The sequence below is a fragment of the Porphyrobacter sp. AAP60 genome, from assembly GCF_001296025.1.
Lineage (GTDB): Bacteria > Pseudomonadota > Alphaproteobacteria > Sphingomonadales > Sphingomonadaceae > Erythrobacter.
The window spans coordinates 662,195-676,844 of record NZ_LJHV01000002.1 but is presented as its reverse complement, the minus strand read 5'-3'; the positions used below and the strand labels follow the sequence as shown (position 1 = coordinate 676,844).

General features: G+C 62.8%; 13 protein-coding genes. 8 read left to right on the top strand and 5 right to left on the bottom strand.

The features are described 5' to 3' along the window. Genes IP79_RS03785 through IP79_RS03765 form a run of 5 tightly spaced genes read left to right on the top strand, consistent with a single transcriptional unit; the run spans position 1 to position 6,117 of the window. A complete protein-coding gene (locus IP79_RS03785; protein WP_054117871.1) occupies positions 1-930 on the top strand; it encodes an XrtA system polysaccharide deacetylase in 930 nt (309 codons plus the stop codon). Then, a complete protein-coding gene (locus IP79_RS03780) occupies positions 927-1,988 on the top strand; it encodes a FemAB family XrtA/PEP-CTERM system-associated protein (protein WP_054117870.1) in 1,062 nt (353 codons plus the stop codon). Before IP79_RS03785 ends, IP79_RS03780 begins: the two co-directional genes overlap by 4 nt. Then, entirely contained in the window at positions 1,964-3,211 is a 1,248-nt protein-coding gene (locus tag IP79_RS03775; protein ID WP_233994069.1) for a TIGR03087 family PEP-CTERM/XrtA system glycosyltransferase, read from the top strand. The genes IP79_RS03780 and IP79_RS03775 overlap by 25 nt, the downstream gene beginning before the upstream one ends. A gap of 52 nt (positions 3,212-3,263) precedes the next feature. After that, positions 3,264-4,211, top strand: coding sequence for an exosortase A (gene xrtA / locus IP79_RS03770; protein ID WP_233994068.1), 948 nt, complete (start codon positions 3,264-3,266; stop codon positions 4,209-4,211). A gap of 10 nt (positions 4,212-4,221) precedes the next feature. Beyond that, complete coding sequence (locus IP79_RS03765; RefSeq protein ID WP_054117868.1) at positions 4,222-6,117, top strand: XrtA/PEP-CTERM system amidotransferase; 1,896 nt, start codon at positions 4,222-4,224, stop codon at positions 6,115-6,117. Here IP79_RS03765 and zapE read toward each other — a convergent pair. The 3 genes from zapE to IP79_RS03750 are packed head-to-tail and all read right to left on the bottom strand — an operon-like array spanning position 6,114 to position 8,486. Continuing rightward, complete coding sequence (gene zapE, locus IP79_RS03760) at positions 6,114-7,232, bottom strand: cell division protein ZapE (RefSeq protein WP_054117867.1); 1,119 nt, start codon at positions 7,230-7,232, stop codon at positions 6,114-6,116. The two genes, IP79_RS03765 and zapE, sit on opposite strands and share 4 nt — an antisense overlap. Next, a complete protein-coding gene (locus IP79_RS03755) occupies positions 7,229-7,702 on the bottom strand; it encodes a PaaI family thioesterase (RefSeq protein WP_054117866.1) in 474 nt (157 codons plus the stop codon). The genes zapE and IP79_RS03755 overlap by 4 nt, the downstream gene beginning before the upstream one ends. Before the next feature lie 4 nt (positions 7,703-7,706). Further along, positions 7,707-8,486: a succinate dehydrogenase iron-sulfur subunit gene (locus IP79_RS03750; RefSeq protein WP_054117865.1), complete on the bottom strand. Its 780-nt coding sequence runs from the start codon at positions 8,484-8,486 to the stop codon at positions 7,707-7,709. Between the two features lie 164 nt (positions 8,487-8,650). Between IP79_RS03750 and IP79_RS03745 the strand changes: the two genes are divergently transcribed. After that, a complete protein-coding gene (locus tag IP79_RS03745) occupies positions 8,651-9,406 on the top strand; it encodes an SDR family NAD(P)-dependent oxidoreductase (protein ID WP_054118024.1) in 756 nt (251 codons plus the stop codon). Here IP79_RS03745 and IP79_RS03740 read toward each other — a convergent pair. After that, the gene (locus IP79_RS03740; protein WP_082336979.1) at positions 9,403-9,693 is read right to left on the bottom strand and encodes a hypothetical protein; all 291 of its coding nucleotides are present in this window, start codon (positions 9,691-9,693) and stop codon (positions 9,403-9,405) included. The genes IP79_RS03745 and IP79_RS03740 overlap by 4 nt on opposite strands. Positions 9,694-9,772: 79 nt before the next feature. Between IP79_RS03740 and IP79_RS03735 the strand changes: the two genes are divergently transcribed. After that, positions 9,773-10,405 (top strand): class I SAM-dependent methyltransferase, encoded by a 633-nt coding sequence (locus IP79_RS03735; RefSeq protein WP_054117864.1) that lies wholly within the window; start codon positions 9,773-9,775, stop codon positions 10,403-10,405. 79 nt (positions 10,406-10,484) lie between these two features. On the opposite strand, the gene IP79_RS03730 is transcribed toward IP79_RS03735, so the two are convergent. Beyond that, positions 10,485-13,301, bottom strand: a complete 2,817-nt coding sequence (locus tag IP79_RS03730) for an Rne/Rng family ribonuclease (RefSeq protein WP_054117863.1) — start codon at positions 13,299-13,301, stop codon at positions 10,485-10,487. A gap of 439 nt (positions 13,302-13,740) precedes the next feature. Here IP79_RS03730 and IP79_RS03725 point away from each other — a divergent pair, with 439 nt between their 5' ends. Beyond that, the gene (locus IP79_RS03725) at positions 13,741-14,640 is read left to right on the top strand and encodes an N-acetylmuramoyl-L-alanine amidase family protein (RefSeq protein WP_054117862.1); all 900 of its coding nucleotides are present in this window, start codon (positions 13,741-13,743) and stop codon (positions 14,638-14,640) included. Positions 14,641-14,650 lie beyond the last annotated feature (10 nt).

Below are 14,650 nucleotides of genomic sequence, written 5' to 3'. Positions count from 1 at the left end.
ATGAACGCTCCCTTCCAACCAGCGCCGGAACCCGGCCACCCGCGAATTGTCAACGGCCTGTCGGTTGATGTCGAGGACTGGTTTCAGGTCGGCGCATTCGAGAATGTGATCGCTCGCGGCGAGTGGGACAGCATCAAGACCCGCGTCGAAGACAATGTCTACCGCGTGATCGATCTGTTTGCAGAGGCCGATGTCAGTGCGACCTTTTTCACCCTAGGGTGGGTGGCAAAGCGGCATCCCAATATGATCCGCCGAATTGTCGATGCCGGGCATGAAATCGCCAGCCACGGTTATGATCACGCGCGCGTGTTCACCTTTACAAGGCCCGAATTTGCCGAAGATATCCGCAAGGCGCGCGAAATCCTTGAAGACTGCGCCGGTGTGAAAGTTACCGGATACCGCGCTCCGAGCTTCTCGATCGATCAGCGCACGCCGTGGGCCTTCGCTGAACTTGCCGAACAGGGCTATGCCTATTCCAGCAGCGTCGCGCCGGTTGTCCATGATCACTATGGCTGGCCCGAAGCGCCGCGCTTTGCCTTTCGGCCGCTGCCGTGGTCGTCGATGATCGAACTGCCGGTGACCACCGCAATGCTCGGCGGGCGGCGCGTGGCTGCTGGCGGCGGCGGATTCTTCCGGGTGCTGCCATACGCCTTTTCGCGCTGGGCGATCCGGCAGGTGAACCGCACTGAAGGTCGCCCTGCGGTGTTCTATTTTCACCCGTGGGAAGTCGATCCGGATCAGCCGCGGGTGGCACACGCGCCCCTGCGATCGCGTTTCCGGCATTATACCGGCCTCACGAAGATGGCGGGCAAGCTGAACGATCTTGTGCACGAATTTCGCTGGGGCCGGATGGACGTGATTGCCCACCGCGAGGCGGCCCGGGCTGGCGAGCTTGAACCGTTGGAACTGACGCCGGAAACAGTAACGTGAATGCGCCGCTGAAGACCGGCGAAACTGTGCGCGCGGTGGGATTCAGCGATGCGGCCGACCTGCGGCGCATCGAGGGCTTCGTGGCCGAAACGCGGGCTAGCCTGTTTCACCGGCCAGCCTGGCTACAAGCTGTCGAGGCCGGGAGCGGGCAACGCGCTGCCGGGCTGGTATCCGAGCGCATGGGCGTCGTTACAGGCTGGTTGCCGCTTACCGAAGTGCGATCGGCGCTGTTTGGCAAGGCACTGGTTTCGAGCGGTTTCGGTGTCGGCGGCGGGATCTTGGCGGCAAATGACGCGGCGGTGCAGGCACTGGCATCGCACGCAGAGGCTCACGCGGCAGCTAGCGGGTTTTCCGGCGTGGAACTGCGCGGGGGTGCAATTCCTCAAACCTGGCACTCGTGGTCGGACAAGCATTGCGGGTTTGAACGTCCGCTAGCTGCGGATGACGAAGCCGAACTGCTCGCTATCCCGCGAAAGGCCCGCGCCGAAGTGCGAAAAGGTCTGGGCTTCGGACACAAGATTACCGTGGGTCGCAGCACTGGTGATCTCGTCGCGCATTACGGCTGCTATAGCGAAAGCGTCCGCAATCTCGGAACACCGGTGTTTCCGCGCAGGCTTTTCAAGGCGATGCTGAACGCCTTCCCCGATAGCAGCGATATCCTGACCGTTTGGCAGGATGGCAAGCCGCTCGCGAGTGTGCTGAATTTCTATCACGAAGGTTCGGTAATGCCGTTCTGGGGCGGCGGCATTTTTGCTGCCCGCGCCGCCCGCGCCAACGAGGTGATGTATTACGAGCTGATGCTCCACGCTCGCAGGCAAGGTATGACCCGCTTCGATTTCGGACGCTCCAAAACGGGGAGCGGGCCGTTCGCCTTCAAGAAAAACTGGGGCTTTGACCCTGTGCCGCTGACTTATGGCGCATGGGCCGCACCGGGCGCACTGCCGCGCAATATCGATCCCACCGATGCCAGTTATTCCCGCAAGATCGAATTGTGGAAGAAGCTGCCTCTGCCTGTCGCCAACATGCTGGGGCCGTGGATCGCACGCGGGCTGGCGTGATGGGGGATATCCTGTTCCTTGCGCACCGGGTGCCGTTTCCGCCTGATCGCGGTGACCGCATCCGATCGCACAACCTTCTGAAAGCGCTGACGCAGCTCGGGCCGGTGCATGTCGGCTGTTTTGCGGAAGGTGACGATCGGGCAGGAGAGGGCGCTCTGGCGCAAATCGCCGCATCGCATTGCATCGCCCCGCGCACCAAGCCCCTGCCGCTCGCCGGGGTCGAAGCGGTGCTGGCGGGCAAGCCAGTAAGTCTTACAGCGTTTCACAGCCGCAAGCTGGAACGCTGGGTGCATGACACCATCGCAGCGCGCAGTATCTCTGCCATCGTCGTATTTTCCGGCCAGATGGGACAATACATTCCCGACGATTATGCGGGCCGTGTTGTGATTGACCTGTGCGATGTCGATAGCGCCAAGTTTGCCAGCTACGCCGAGGCAGGCGAACGGGTCTGGCTCAACACCCGCGAAGCGCGCCTGCTGGCGGCAGAGGAAGAAAGACTGGGGCAGCGCGCAGATGCGACGATCCTGATTTCCGATGCTGAGGCGGCGCTTTATCGCAGCCGTTTGTGCGAACCTGACAGGGTGAACGTGCAAGTGATCGGCAACGGGATCGATGCCGGTTTCTTCAACCCCGCTGGCGTCACCCCGTACCCTGTCATCGCGGGTCTGCCGGGGCCGCATTTCACATTCACCGGGCAGATGGATTATCGCCCGAACGAGCAGGCCGCGCTGTGGGTGATCGAAGCACTGATGCCCAATCTGCGCGCACGTTATCCGGGCGCGATGTTCCATGTCGTCGGGCGCAATCCCACCGGCCGGTTGATGGCCCATCATGGCACTCTCGGTGTGCAGGTGTGGGGCGAAGTACCTGATGTGCGACCCTTTCTCGCGGCCGCCGATGCCGTGCTCGCACCGCTGCTGATCGCGCGCGGCGTGCAGAACAAGGTGCTGGAGGCGATGGCGATGGCCAGACCGGTGGTGCTTACCCCTGACGCAGCGACGGGCATCGCAGCTGAGGACGATAAGCACTGGCTGATTGGGGAGGCTGATCCTGCCGTCATGTGCGCCCGGATTGAAGGCTTATTGGCCGAACCCGATGCCTGTGCCCGCATCGGCGCTGCGGCGCGGCAGTTCGTGCGCGATCAGCATGGTTGGGAAGCGATGATGGCTCCGCTTACAGGGCTTGCCGGTATCGGGGAAGGGCGCACACGCCATGCCGCCTGAACACGCAAGCTTTCCGGTTCAACGCGCTTCGGTGCTTGATCGTATATCCCCCATGTGGCGATCCCCGTTGCTGGCACTCGCGGCGGCGTGGGCCGCGTTGATCGCTGTTACTGTGCCAAGTTGGGGCGAGATGCTGCACCTGTGGTGGAACATCGACACCTACAACCATCTGCTGCTGGTGCCCTTCATCATTGGCTGGCTGGCGCTGCTGAAGGCCGGCGAACTGGCGAAAATCGTACCGGAGCCTTTTCTTCCGGGCCTCGCACTGGTGGTGGCTGGGCTGGGACTGTGGTGGGCAGGACGCGCTGCCGATATCAATCTCGTCGCCCACGCTGGCGCAGTGGGCGCGCTTCAGGGCGCGGTGATCGCCGTGCTGGGATTGCGCGCCGCATTGCTGCTCGCTCTACCGTTGGCGATGGGTGTGTTTCTTGTGCCGTTCGGTGACGAGATCATCCCGACGCTGCAATTCATCACCGCAGACATCACCATCGCGCTGACCCGGTGGAGCGGTATTCCCGCCAGCATCGACGGGATTTACATCGACACCCCCGCCGGATTGTTCATCGTTGCCGAGGCCTGTTCGGGCGTGAAGTTCCTGATCGCGATGGTGACTTTGGGCGTGCTGGTGTGCTTCACCCGTTTTGCCAGCTGGCGGCGGCGCGCGATTTTCCTCGCTGCCTGTGTGATCGTACCGATCCTCGCCAATGGGGTGCGCGCCTGGGCGACGGTTTATGTCGCGCAATATGTCGGGGCGGAGAAGGCGAGCGGGTTCGATCACATCGTCTATGGCTGGATCTTCTTCGCGATCGTGGTTGCCGCCATGCTGGGTGGCGCATGGCGCTGGTTCGAGCGTGAGCCGGAGGAATTTGGCTGGACGGCCGATGAAATGGCCGGGTGGGATTGGCTTGCTCGCTCGCAAGGCCGCAGCCTGACACCACCCGCAACCGCACTGGCAATCGCTGCACTGGCCGCGATTGCCGCGCTGGCTGCCATGCTATAGGTCGCCCGGAATGTGCGGAATTGCCGGGATCTTTCATGCCGAAACGCCCAAGCCGGTCGATCCTGTACGGGTTGAACGAATGTGCGATGCGCTTGCCCATCGCGGGCCCGACGGGGCAGGGGTGTGGACCGATCACGGGGTAGGGCTTGGCCACCGCCGCTTGTCGATCATCGATGTGGCGGGATCACCGCAGCCGATGCATTCTGCCGATGGCCGCGCGGTGATCGTCTTCAACGGCGAAATCTACAATTTCCGCGCCCTTCGCAGCGAGCTGGAGCAGGCGGGTTTCGCTTTCCGCACCAATGGCGATACCGAAGTTATCCTTGCCGCATGGCAGCGTTGGGGGCCAGACTGCCTGTCCCGGCTCGACGGGATGTTCGCCTTTGCGCTGTTCGATCGCGACAAACGCCAGCTGTTCCTTGCGCGCGACCGGTTCGGGGTGAAGCCACTTTTCACAGCAGCGCTGTCTGACGGCAGCATCGCTTTTGTCTCCGAGCTGAAAGGCCTGCTCGCGCATCCGCTGCTGCGCCGCCGCGTGAACCCGCAGGCGATCGAGGCCTACATGACCTGGGGCTATGTCCCCGATACCCATTCGATTCTCGCTGGTGTCGAAAAATTGCCGGCGGGCCATTTCTGGCTGCTGGAACATGGCCGTGCGCCGGGCCGCCCGAAGCGCTGGTATGACATCGACTTCAGGCAGCGGGAACGCGGCAGCGAAGCCGATCTTTCGGCGCAGCTCATTCACCTGATGCGCGAAGGCGTGCGGTCTCGGATGGTCGCCGATGTGCCGCTGGGCGCGTTTCTTTCGGGCGGGGTGGATTCGTCCGGCGTGGTTGCCCTGATGAGCGAGGCGAGCAGCCAGCCTGTGCAAACCTGTTCGATCGGCTTCGATGTCGCCGCCTATGACGAGACCAGCTATGCTCGGCAGGTCGCTGCGAAGTTTGGCGCGGATCATGCCGAGCGGATCGTCGCGACAGACGATTTTGCCGCCATCGACCAGCTTGCCGCGATGTTTGACGAACCTTTCGCCGATGCCTCCGCTTTGCCAACCTGGCGCGTGTGTCAGCTGGCACGAGAACGGGTAACTGTGGCGCTATCGGGGGACGGAGCGGACGAGGCGTTTGGCGGTTACCGGCGACAGGTGTTCCACCACCACGAAGAACGCGCTCGATCGGTATTGCCTGCAGGCCTGCGCAGCTCGCTGTTCGGCGCATTGGGCCGTGCATGGCCCAAAGCCGATTGGGCGCCGCGTCCCTTGCGCGCCAAGACGACTCTGCTGGCGCTCGCCGAAAGCGGCGAGGCGGGCTACGCGCGTGGGCTTTCTGTCACCACGCCCGAAGCGCGGGCTGCGCTTTATTCGGATAGCTTTGCGGCCAGTCTTGCAGGTTTTCGCGGCGAGGATGAGCTGATCGCGCTGATGCGCGCCGCACCGGGACGCTCCGGCCTCGACCGGGCGCAATATGCCGATCTCACCTTCTGGATGCCGGGCGATATCCTGACGAAGGTTGATCGCACCAGCATGGCGGTAAGCCTTGAGGCACGCGAGCCGCTGCTCGATCATCGCCTTGTGGAGTTCGCCGCGCGCTTGCCCGAAGCCATGCGGGTCAAGGGCGGCACCGGCAAATACCTGCTCAAGAAGTCGCTCGAACGCTATCTGCCGCAAGATATCCTCTACCGGCCCAAGCAGGGTTTCGTCACCCCGATCGCCGATTGGCTGCGGGGGCCGCTGGCAGGCGCTGCGCGGGGAATCGCATCGGGTAGTCTGGCGCAAACCGGATTTTTCCAGCCCAAGGCGATCACCGCGATGGCTGAAGCCCACATCGCAGGCCGCGCCGACCATTCGCGCACTCTGTGGCAATTGCTGATGCTGGAAAAGTCGCTCACGCGGCTTGGGCTGAGCGCCTAAGCCTCTGCCCCGTGGCCGAGCGCCATGTAGCCATCGGACTGCATTTCGTTCAACCGGCTGACCGTGCGCGCAAATTCGAATGCACCGTCGCCTGCCTGATACAATTCCTCCGGCGAGGACGCAGCAGTGGCGAACAGCTTCACGCGATGTTCGTAAAGCGCGTCGATCAGCTTCGTGAAGCGGATTGCCTCGTTGCGGTTCTCGGGGCCCATGCGCGGGATGCCGACGAGGATCACTGTGTGAAACGCCCTTGCAATCGCGAGATAATCAGCCGCCCCGCGATTTTCCCCGCACAGCTTCTTGAAGCTGAACACGCCCACGCCCTTCAGGCATTTGGGCACATGGAGAGTGCGCCCACCGCCCAGATCGAGTTCGCCGCTGGGCACGTGGGCTGCATCTTCCGGTTCGAAGTCGGTCAGGCGGAAAAACGCCTCGCGCACCTGCGCGGTTGCAGCATCGCCCATCGGCGCGTGCCAGGTTGCCAGTCCGCCGATCCGGTCGAGCCGGTAATCGGTCGGGCCGTTCAGGCTCAGCACGTCCATGCGGCTTTCCACCAGTTCGATGAAGGGCAGGAACAGCGAACGGTTCAGCCCGTCTTTGTAAAGATCGCGCGGTGGGCGGTTGCTGGTGGTGACGACAACCGTGCCATTCTCCATCAGCGCGGTGAAAAACCGGCCCATGATTGCGGCATCGGCAGTGTTGTTCACCACCATTTCGTCAAACGCGAGGCAGCGGACTTCTTCGGCCATCTGCTTTGCCACGGCAACCAGCGGGTCTTTCAGTTCGGCCTTGCGTGCTTCGGCAATCTTGCGGTCGACGTTCAGCATGAAAGAATGAAAGTGATCGCGGCGTTTGCCCTCGATGCCGAGCGTTTCGATGAACAGGTCCATCAACATCGATTTGCCGCGCCCGACCCCGCCCCAAAGGTAAACTCCACGAAGTTCGGCCGAGGCAGCAGCGCCCGTCAGGCGAGCGAAAAGGCCTTTTTTGGGCTGCGGTGCCTCAAGTTCGCGTTGCAATTGATCAAGCCGTTCCGCTGCACGGCGCTGGTCAGGATCGGCGCGCAGTTCTCCGCTGGCGATCAGCGCGTCATAGCGCGCCAGCAACCCGCTCACGGGCGCGGCTGCATCTTGCGCACGATGCCCGAGAAGCTGGCGACAATATCGCCCTCCTGCTCCACCATACCGCGCACGAACACCAGCTTGCCGGTCTCACGCACGATCTCGGTCACGGCGTCCAGAGGCCGTGCCGGATCGCCGCCACCCACGAATTGGGTCGAAAGCTCCAGCGTGACCGAGGGTCCGGCGTTGCCGCTGCCGATGGTGTGCATGGTAACGAACATGGAGATGTCGATCAGCGCAAGCGTCACCGCGCCGTGGATGATGCCTTGCAGGTTTTCATGCCGACGCTCGGGAAACATCCGCAGCCGCGCCCGACGTCCATTTGGCCCGTCCGGATCGACGCGGGTGATGAGTTTGCCCATCACCGCGCCGTTGAACAGTGTCGGATCCTTCAGGTTCCAGTGCCGCCAGCCGGGATTCTCCGGGTCTGGCCCATGCTCGAAAACATCGTCTGTCAAAGCCACCGGATCAGATGGTCCGCTCAGCCATCATCTTCTTGGTTTCGGCGATGGCCTTGGCCGGTGAAAGGCCCTTGGGGCATACGTTCGCACAGTTCATGATGGTGTGGCAGCGATACAGGCGGAACGGATCTTCCAGATCGTCGAGCCGTTCGCCGGTCATCTCGTCGCGGCTGTCTGCCAGCCAGCGATAGGCCTGCAGCAGAATCGCCGGCCCGAGGAATTTATCGCTGTTCCACCAGTAAGACGGGCAAGCGGTCGAACAGCAGGCGCACAGGATGCACTCGTACAGACCATCAAGCTGTTCGCGCTGTTCGGGCGACTGCAGCCGCTCCTTGCCCGAAGGGGTCGGCGTGACAGTCTGCAACCATGGCCGGATCGAGGCATATTGCGCGTAGAAATGCGTGAAGTCCGGTACCAGATCCTTGATCACGTCCATATGCGGCAGCGGCGTGATGCGGATTTCGCCCTTCAGATCCTCGATCGCCGTGGTGCAGGCGAGGCCGTTCTTGCCGTTCATGTTCATCGAACACGAACCACAGATACCTTCGCGGCAAGAACGGCGGAAGGTCAGGGTCGGGTCGATCTCGTTCTTGATCTTGAACAGCGCGTCCAGCACCATCGGGCCGCATTCGTCGAGATTGATCTCGAACTTGTCATAACGCGGGTTCTGGCCGCTGTCAGGGTCGTAACGATAGACCTTGAATGCCTTCACGCGGCCGCCATCGGCCTTGTGCACCTTGCCGGCGCTGTTGATCTTGGAGTTTTTGGGCAGAGTGAAGGTTGCCATGAACTGATCCCGTTTTGATTTGCACCCTATCTAGCGCCATTGTCCGGCCACGCAACCCGGTGCAGCGGCATCGATGTTGCGCGGTTTCGCACACTGGTTGAGCGGGGCGGTTGAATGCATCGGAGGTACCCGGAACCAACGGCGTGCCTGGGCGCTTCAGCACCATGACGAAGACGGGACAAGTATCGAAAAGCGTAAAGCCTTGGCCGCGCAAAGCCGCAGTGTTCGGCGCTTCGGGCGGGATTGGCCGGGCGCTGTGTGAAGCGCTCGCCGAAGGTGGGTGCGAAACGATTTATGCCGGATCGCGCAGCGGGGAGGGGCCAGAGGGCGGCGCCATCCGGCCCTTCGCCTTCGATCTCGCCAGCGAAGCCAGCATTGCCGCCGCCGCCGATGTGATGCGAAGCGACCCGCCCGAATGGATCATCTGTGCCACCGGCGTTCTGACATTGCCCGATGGCACCGGGCCTGAACGGACATACAAGCGGCTTGATCCGGCAGTGATGGCGCAGGTGTTTGCGCTCAACACAATCGGCCCGGCGATGGTTGCCAAGCATATGCTGGCCCTGATGCCGCGCGGTGAGCCATCTCTGTTCGCAGCGCTTTCGGCGCGTGTCGGTTCGATTTCCGATAATCGTTTGGGTGGGTGGCATTCTTACCGCGCGAGCAAATCGGCGCTCAACATGCTGCTCAAGAACTTCGCGTTGGAAATGGCGCGCACTCACCCGGAAAGCGTGATTGTCGGATTGCATCCCGGCACGGTGGACAGTGCGCTGTCTGCGCCGTTCCAGACCGGATTGCCGGACGGGCAATTGACCCCGCCGCGGCAGGCAGCGAAGAATCTTTTGGCTGTTCTGGCGGGCCTTGGCCCAGAGCAATCCGGACGGGTCTTCGACTTTCGCGGCGCCGAGGTTGAGCCCTAATCGAACAGGCCGACCGCCAACTCTGCCCATACGATCAGGAACACCAGAATCGCGAAAATCGCCGCACCAAACCGTTTCAACCGGGTGTCTAGCCCGTACCAGGCGGCTTCGATCGACAGGCTAAACACCGTCAACATCAACCCGAAGACAGCGAAATCCTCCAAGCCCCAGTTCATCTCCTTGGTCAGCAACATCGCTGCGGCAGGAGCCAGCAGCATTGCCGCCGCACCTGCCCAGAGCAGGGGGTGGAAGCGAAAGGCGGGGCGGTTTGCCGGAATTGTTGTCATGCTCTCGTCTTAGCCTGTTTCCCTGCCGCGCCAAGCATCGTTAGGTTGAGTGAGAAGCTTGCGGGGGGAGCAAATCGCGATGGGAATCAGGAACTGGTACGAAGCCAAGGTCATGCCGCGTCTGATCACCTGCGCCTGTTCGCAGGGGCAAGTGATGAAGCGGCGCGCCGCCGTCGTACCGCTGGCCCGCGGCGATGTGTTCGAACTGGGCTGTGGAGGCGGGATCAACCATGCCTTTTATGATCCGGGGGCGATTACATCCTACGCCGGGATCGATCCTCATGCCGTTCTGCTGGATAGCGCGCGGGAGGCAGCACAGGCAATGGGCTGGGTGGCAGATCTGCGACAGGGGCGGGGCGAGGCAATTCCGTTCATCGATTCCAGTTTCGATTGCGTGGTGTGCACCTTCACCCTGTGTTCGGTCGATGATCCGGCGCAGGTCATGCGCGAATTGCGCCGCATCCTGCGTCCCGGTGGGCAGGCCCTGTTTCTCGAACATGGCCGCGCGCCTGATGATGGCGTGCGCGGATGGCAGGAGCGGATCGAGCCAGTGTGGAAACGCCTTGCCGGGGGTTGCCACCTGACCCGCCCGATCGCCGGCGCTTGGCAAGGCGCAGGTTTTGCGGTCGAAACGCTGGGACAGGGCTACACGCCCAAGGCGCCGCGCTTTGCCGGGTGGATGGAGTGGGGCATCGCCCGTAAATCCGCCTGACGATAGGCGGGGCACAGAAAGGGCGGAAGCAGTTGCCTGCTCCCGCCCCGTGATCTTCTGTTAGCCAGACAGGCCCGGCTTATTCGCCGAAAGTGCGTTGCCACCAGCCACGGCGCGGCTTGCCGTCGCTGTCTGCAGACGCTTGGGGCGGCGCTTCGGCAGTCGGTTGCTCGGGCGTAGCTGTTTCAGCTTCAGGCACAGGGATTTCCGCGACTTCCGCTGCAGCCGGTTCAGCCACCTTGGCCTTGCGCGGAGCCCGCTTGCGCTTGGGCTTTTCTGCCGGAGCTTCTTCAGCAACGGCTTCTGGCTCGGCAGGGGCTTCGGCGATCGGCGGAGCTTCTGCTTCGGCCGCGGCGGCAGCTTCGGCTTCTGCGGCCAGCATCGCCTTGGTCTTGCGCGGGGCCCGCTTGCGCTTGGGCTTTTCGGCAGGGGCTTCTTCCACGGCGACCGGTTCGGCTTCAACTGCTGGGACGGTGTCGGCTTCCGGTTCAGCGGTGGTCACATTGTCATCACCGCTGTCATTGCTGCCGTCATCGCTGCGATCCTGCGGTTCGCCATCGGCGTTTTCGCCCTCAGCACCCTCGTCCGAGCGGCGCTTGCGGCCACGACCACCGCGGCGGCGACGCTTTTTGGGACGCCCTTCGCTATCGGTTGCGCCATCATCGCCATCGGCCTGCTGTGCTTCGTTGCCGGCTTGGGCGTTGTCATCACCGGCATCACCGTCGTCATTGTCGCCTGCTGCGTCGTTTTCGCCTTCGCCTTCAGCGCCGTCTTCACGGTCACCACGGCTGCGATTGCGACCGCCACGGCGGCGGCGGCGCTTCTTCTTGCGACCCGCCTCGTCATCGCTCTCGGCCGAATCGCGGCGTTCACGGCGCGCACGCGGCTCGCGCTGCTCTTCTTCCTCCTCGGCAGAATCCTCTTCTTCCTCCGGGAGCTCCTCGTCCTCGTCATCATCGATGATCGGCTCAAACTTGGGCGCCTCGGCAGGACGCGGTCCGGCGCTGGAGACGCTCATTTTCGCGCCTTCATCCTCGCCTTCGGGCACCACTTCGACAGCGACGCCATAACGCTGTTCGATCTCGACCAGATCGGCGCGCTTTTCATTCAGCAGATAGATCGCCGCTTCGGTGCTTGCCGCCAGACGGATCAGCGTGCCCTTGCCGCGCGCTGCCTCGTCCTCGATCAGCCGCAAGGCGGAAAGCCCGGCCGAAGAAGCTGTGCGGACAAGACCGGTGCCGTCACAATGCGGACAGGCGCGGGTGGTGGCTTCAAGCACGCCGGTGCGCAGGCGCTGGCGGCTCATTTCCATCAGCCCGAAGCTAGAGATGCGGCCCACCTGGATGCGGGCGCGATCATTCTTCAGCGCGTCCTTCATCGCCTTTTCGACTTTGCGGACGTTGCCCGAATATTCCATGTCGATGAAGTCGATCACGACCAGACCGGCCATGTCGCGCAGGCGCAGTTGGCGGGCGATTTCCTTGGCCGCTTCCAGATTGGTGTGCAGCGCGGTCGCTTCGATCCCGTGTTCCTTGGTGGAACGCCCGGAGTTGATGTCGATCGACACCAGCGCTTCGGTGGGGTTGATGATCAGATAGCCGCCCGATTTCAGCTGCACCATCGGGTCATACATTGCACGCAGCTGGTCTTCCGCACCGTAACGCTGGAACAGCGGGACGGGATCGGAATAGGCCTTTACCCGCCGTGCGTGGCTGGGCATCAGCAGCTTCATGAAGGCCTTGGCCGACTTGTAGCCATCCTCGCCCTCGACGACGACTTCCTCGATTTCCTTGTTGTAGATGTCGCGGATTGCGCGCTTGATCAGGTCGCTGTCCGAATGGATCAGCGCCGGTGCGACCGAGGCGAGCGTCTTTTCGCGGATTTCGTCCCACACACGGGCGAGGTAATCGAAGTCACGCTTGATCTCGGGCTTGGTGCGGCTGAGACCGGCGGTGCGCACAATCAGACCCATGCTGCGCGGCAGCTTGAGATCGGAGACCATGTCTTTCAGACGCTTGCGATCGCTAGTCGAGCTGATCTTGCGGCTGATCCCGCCGCCGCTGGTGCTGTTCGGCATCAGCACGGTATAACGCCCGGCAAGGCTGAGATAGGTTGTCAGCGCGGCGCCCTTGTTGCCGCGTTCTTCTTTCACGACCTGCACCAGCAATACCTGGCGGCGCTGGATTACGTCCTGGATCTTGTAGCGCCGACGCAGTTCCTGACGCTTGGCGCGCACTTCGTCGACCTGCTTGGCGCGGCTGCGGCCTGAACCATTGGCCCCGCCATTGCCCTTGCTGCTGCCCTGACGGCGACGTCCGCGGCGGCCCCGGCCGCGATCCTGTTCGCCGTCTTCGCCGGTTTCTTCGCCGGTTTTGTCGTCATCGCCGCTGTCGTCATCGCCGCTGTCGTCATCACCGCCATCATCATCCGACGCGCCATCTTCGATGGTGGCGACATTATCCTTGTCGGAAGTGTCGATTTCCTCGACCCCGTTTTCGGCCATGTCTTCGGCAAGTGCGCCGCCGCTTTCGTCTTCGGCGTCATATTCGTCGCCGGGGGAGATGCCTTCGTCTTCTTCCTCGGCGCGCAGGCGTTCTTCTTCTTCGGCAGCTTCGGCATCTTCAGCCAGCAGCGCGTCGCGATCAGCCTTGGGGATCTGGTAGTAGTCGGGGTGAATTTCGCTGAACGCGAGGAAACCGTGGCGATTGCCGCCGAAATCCACAAACGCTGCCTGCAGCGAAGGTTCGACCCTGGTTACCTTGGCGAGGTAGATGTTGCCTTTGATCTGCTTGTGTTCGGCAGATTCGAAATCGAATTCCTCAATCCGGTTGCCTGTGAGAACCGCCACCCGGGTTTCTTCCGGGTGGCGCGCATCGATGAGCATGCGCGTTGTCATTGAATAGTCTCCATGCGCCCGGCCGTGCCCGCAACGGGGCATCAAGGGAGCGCAAAATGTGGGATGGGCCGGCGTGACCGAAGGCTGCGCCGGAAGGGATTGTCGCGCCGGGCCCGCAAAGGGCAATCAGCGCGAAGCTCGTGTCTGCATTGATGGACGTGCGGCGCGTTGGCGAACCTTGGGCCGCGTTTTGGCCCGCAACAGCAATAAAGCGCAAGTTGCGCATCATGCTGATTTGCGGGGAAAAACGTCTCGTCACTGCATCAACCTGTTCTTGGCCGGATACCGAAGGAAACGGTGCGATCCGGCACAAGAGGCTGGCGACCATGACGCACATACGCCTGATTGCAGCCCCTCTGGCACTATCGCTAGCACTGTGGGGCAAACCCCGCAACTCTATTGCGTTTCTCCATGCCTAGAACGTAAGCAACCTGCCATAATGAGCTTTCGCACTCTGCTGCTGATCGTATTGCTGGTGCCTGCCGTGTTGCTGGGCGGGGCTGCTGCGTCGGGCACGATGATCCCCGTTCCGCAATGGGGCCGGGACTATGTGCTGCGCTTCGCGGTGGATGAAGCAGCCGACCCGGTCAAATTACCGCCCGTCGCCGGGCCTGATGATCCTGCGCGGCCGCTGGTGGTGATCGATGCCGGACACGGCGGGCGCGATCCCGGCGCGATCGGCACCGACCCGGAAGGGCGCAAGATCAATGAAAAGGACATCACTCTGGCCATCGCGATCGCCCTGCGAGACGAATTGCTGCAGCAGGGCGGCATCCGCGTGGCGTTGACGCGCGATGATGATCGCATTCTGCCACTGCCGCACCGCCCCGAAATCGCGCGGCAACTGAATGCCGACCTGTTCGTTTCGATCCACGCCGATTCTGCCGGAGAGCGCGAAGATGTCAGCGGGGCGAGCGTCTACACTCTTTCGAACGAGGCATCGAACGAGGCGGCGGCGCGCTTTGCCGCGCGCGAGAACGATGCCGACCGGCTGAACGGCATCGCCATCGACGGAGCGAGCGCGGCGGTCAGCGCGATTCTGGTCGAACTATCGCAGCAACGCACGCAGGAAAGCGCTTTGGAATTTGCCGGTCTTGTGCTGCGAGAAGGCGAGCAGCGGCTCGCCTTTGTGCCCCAGCCGCGCCGTTCGGCGGCGCTGGCAGTGCTGCGCGCGCCTGATGTGCCTTCGGTTCTGTTTGAGAGCGGCTTTGTCACCAACCGGTCTGACCGGGCGCGACTGACGACACAGGAAGGACGGGCGCAGTACGCCGCCGTTCTTGCCCGTGCGATCCGCGTCTATTTCGCGCGCCGCGCCGATACTGGCATGGACGGGGAATAGGAATGGAAAC

Coding starts and splice junctions, on each gene's coding strand:
- IP79_RS03785 (WP_054117871.1), top strand. CDS start 1: ATGAACGCTCCCTTCCAACCAGCGCCGGAACCCGGCCACCCGCGAATT.
- xrtA (WP_233994068.1), top strand. CDS start 3,264: ATGTGGCGATCCCCGTTGCTGGCACTCGCGGCGGCGTGGGCCGCGTTG.
- IP79_RS03765 (WP_054117868.1), top strand. CDS start 4,222: ATGTGCGGAATTGCCGGGATCTTTCATGCCGAAACGCCCAAGCCGGTC.
- IP79_RS03750 (WP_054117865.1), bottom strand. CDS start 8,486: ATGGCAACCTTCACTCTGCCCAAAAACTCCAAGATCAACAGCGCCGGC.
- IP79_RS03745 (WP_054118024.1), top strand. CDS start 8,651: ATGACGAAGACGGGACAAGTATCGAAAAGCGTAAAGCCTTGGCCGCGC.
- IP79_RS03740 (WP_082336979.1), bottom strand. CDS start 9,693: ATGACAACAATTCCGGCAAACCGCCCCGCCTTTCGCTTCCACCCCCTG.
- IP79_RS03735 (WP_054117864.1), top strand. CDS start 9,773: ATGGGAATCAGGAACTGGTACGAAGCCAAGGTCATGCCGCGTCTGATC.
- IP79_RS03730 (WP_054117863.1), bottom strand. CDS start 13,301: ATGACAACGCGCATGCTCATCGATGCGCGCCACCCGGAAGAAACCCGG.
- IP79_RS03725 (WP_054117862.1), top strand. CDS start 13,741: ATGAGCTTTCGCACTCTGCTGCTGATCGTATTGCTGGTGCCTGCCGTG.